The organism is Aquabacterium sp., from assembly GCF_004297345.1.
Classification (GTDB): Bacteria; Pseudomonadota; Gammaproteobacteria; order Burkholderiales; family Burkholderiaceae_C; genus Aquabacterium.
Genome location: NZ_SCTN01000602.1, coordinates 1 through 3192 on the forward strand (window position 1 = coordinate 1; position 3192 = coordinate 3192).

Below are 3192 nucleotides of genomic sequence, written 5' to 3' on the forward strand. Positions count from 1 at the left end.
CAGCCTAACTGGTCGTTCAACGCGGACGCCAATACAGGCCATGCCTTCGGCATTTTCATGGCCTGTATTGGTGCCCTCCGCGCTTCGCGCTACGGCGCCGGTTAACTAGGGCGTTAGGCCAAAGGAGAACGTAACGTGCAATCAACAGCAGCTCACGCATTGCTCGACCAGCTATTGTCACAGTGGCAGGAGGTGATCGGCACAGACTATGTCGGCTATCGCAACCACTGTCAAAGAATGATTACGTTCTGCTTCGCACTACGAAATTGCACGCCTGAAGAGCAGGAAAAGGTCGCTATTGCAGCTTGCTTCCACGATATTGGCCTTTGGACCGCCCGAACCCTGGACTATCTTGAGCCATCTGTAGCTCCGGCTGTTGTGTATCTTGAGAATCGTGGCATACCCAGCTGGGTGGACGAGATTCGGCTCATGATCACCGAACATCATCGCCTCCGCGCAACCCACAACACCACCCTGCCTTTAGTTGAAGCGTTCAGACAGGCGGATCTGGTTGACTTCTCCCTTGGGATGGTAACGTTTGGACTGCCTCGAACGCTGATTCGAGAGGTCAAGACATTGTTCCCTAATGCTGGCTTCCATAAAGGGCTGGCCAACAAGGCCTCAGCATGGTTCATTCGGCACCCATTGAACCCCGCCCCCATGATGAAATGGTGAGCTTTGAAGCCGGTTTGCGGACCGACCATGTCGAGCAACACTCCAGCGCAATTTAATCACCTACTTTCAAGTCGAGCATTCAACAATGAGGTGCAACGCCGAGGTCAAAACTTCAGCGCCTAACTGGGCGGTCAAGCCGACGCCAATACTGGCCATGGCTTCGCCATTCTCATGGCCAGTATTGGTACCCTCCGCCCTGACGGGCTCCGGCGCCGCTTACCTCTGGCGTTAGGCCCACAACTAGCCACATCAAACATGCACAAGATCTTCCAGCCCATACTTACCTTCGCCGCAGTAGCCTGTATCGCCGGATGTACATCAACAGCAAACCCAGGAACACAGTCTGTCAGCAGGAGCCTCTCTTCATCTGGCGATCTATCTACCGTCTACATCTTCCGAAAGTATGCAGAACCCACAATATGGAACGCGACAATTAAGGTCGACGGTGTAAGTGGGGCATCTCTTTCTCAGGGAAGCTATACCATAGTCAAAGTCCAGCCAGGGCCTCACACGCTCAAAGCGAATTGGCCACTCCTTTCTGGCCAAAGGGATTCGTTCATTGAAATCAATACAAAACCTGGTGGTATGTATTTCGTCGAGTTAACTGGCATTAGTCAGGCTGTCGGCATAGCCCCTGCCTACACTGCTGGAGCTGGTATTGGCGTCGTATTCCGCATGGGCTCAGGCATGGCGGGGATTGAACAGACTACAGCTGAGCGAACGATCGCTGAATGTTGCAAGCTACGCAAAAGTGAGTCATTTGAATAGGCGCCTCAAGCAACCAAGGTTCAACGTGTTCTCAATGATCTCTCCTTCGCGCCACAGCCTAACTGGTCGTTCAACGCGGACGCCAACATGGGCCATGCCTTCGGCATTCTCATGGCCCATGTCGGTACCCTCCGCGCTTCGCGCTACGGCGCCGGTTAACTAGGGCGTTAGGCCCTTTTCCGCCTGCCACATCACTCTAAACACGCTGATGCAAAAGCGCCGCACAATCCAGGTGGAACTCATATGCGCAGAATCGCTATCTCACTCTCTCTTGCGGCTGTACTGGCAATCAGCTTCACTGCTGGCTACTTTTATCGTGCATACAGAACTCCCGCCTCATTTGCCATGGAAGACTATGCGCTAACAAACATCCTAGAAGACCTTGGGTATATGCACTATCTTGCCAAAGGCGAGCATGAAGCAATGCGAACTCTTCTCGATGTCACGCTAAACGAGCACCTCTCACTTGTTCGTTTGAATCACACAGGCAGAGTAGATGCAGAGTTCGAGGCAGCGCGTACCAGGACGCTCAACGCGCTAGCAATAATCTGGGACCAATACCCTCCGTTCCAGTCGGCTGAGTGGAAGGAGAACAGCTCTAATGCCTTCTGGTGGTCCGAGTGGTACAACGGTCACCAGCAAAACTTAGCGCTGCTAAAAGAAGCAAAAGCAAAGTGCGGCGCGACGCCTGCGTTGAATTGCACTGCCAAGCTCCCAACTGCTCGGTTTCCTGCAGCAGGCGATAAAACTTCCGCTCAAATTGCCCAGTAACGTCAACACGTCCCTCTGCGCTGAAGCGCAGGTTCAACAATGAAGTGCAACACCAAAGCCCGAAATTCAGTGCCTAACTGGTCGTTCAACGCGGACGCCACTACAGGCCATGCCTTCGGCATTCTCATGGCCTGTAGCGGTACCCTCCGCACTTCGTGCTCCGGCGCCGGTTAACTAGGGCGTTAGGCACCAAATGCGAAGAGCACTTTTGTCGACTGTCATCGCTATTCCAACGCTGCTGCTCGTATTCGGATGGGGCGCCTGGACAGCGATTCATTTTCATTGGAGCATGCCAATTGCAACGGTCAACGTGAGCAACGAGTCTGGTCGCGAAATCGAATCGATCGTGGTCACCTACACAACCTGCGGACAAACGAAAAAACTCATCTACCGGCGAACCGAACAGCACGAACTTAATTCGGAACCGACAGAAATGCCAATGCATTTCGTTCTTTGCGGAGAAGGAAGCCACTCAACAGAGGTCATCCTCCGCGGTGGGCAAACGATGGCGACCAAAGGCTCGTATATCGAGGGGGGATACGCAATCAATGTGCATGTCACCGCATCGGGCATCAAGTCAGAATACCAATACGCTCTCCCTTAGGGCCCAGCGATGCAAAGCGAGCTCCCATACAACCAATGCTTCCTCTACAAAGAAAGTTGGCGCCTAACTGGTCGGTCAAGCGGACGCCAACATGGGCCATGCCTTCGGCATTCTCATGGCCCATGTCGGTACCCTCCGCACCTTCGGTGCTCCGGCGCCGCTTACCTTTGGCGTTAGGCCCCACGCAACCCATGCTGAGTCCTGCAGACGAAATTTGGAATCGCGCATGCCAAGGTGGCGGCGACTCTCCCCGCGAAGGCGACATAGCACTTGCAAGTCTTCTGCTGTTTCATGGTGCGGCCATGAACGGTGGCGTTACACATGCAATTGAGTGTCTAACACCACCTCAACTCCACGCGGCTCGCCTTGGCTAT

3 protein-coding genes are annotated in these 3192 nt (G+C 53.9%); all 3 read left to right on the plus strand.

Annotated features, from left to right (window positions below):
- Positions 1 to 135: 135 nt before the first annotated feature.
- The 3 genes from EPO09_RS21925 (at position 136) to EPO09_RS21935 (ending at position 2818) form a co-directional block, all read left to right on the plus strand.
- A complete protein-coding gene (locus EPO09_RS21925) occupies positions 136 to 675 on the plus strand; it encodes a hypothetical protein (RefSeq protein WP_290646704.1) in 540 nt (179 codons plus the stop codon).
- 1011 nt (positions 676 to 1686) lie between these two features.
- Positions 1687 to 2214, plus strand: coding sequence for a hypothetical protein (locus EPO09_RS21930; RefSeq protein ID WP_290646706.1), 528 nt, complete (start codon positions 1687 to 1689; stop codon positions 2212 to 2214).
- 208 nt (positions 2215 to 2422) lie between these two features.
- On the plus strand, positions 2423 to 2818 hold the full coding sequence (locus tag EPO09_RS21935) for a hypothetical protein (protein ID WP_290646708.1): 396 nt from the start codon (positions 2423 to 2425) through the stop codon (positions 2816 to 2818).
- The last annotated feature ends 374 nt before the right edge of the window (positions 2819 to 3192 follow it).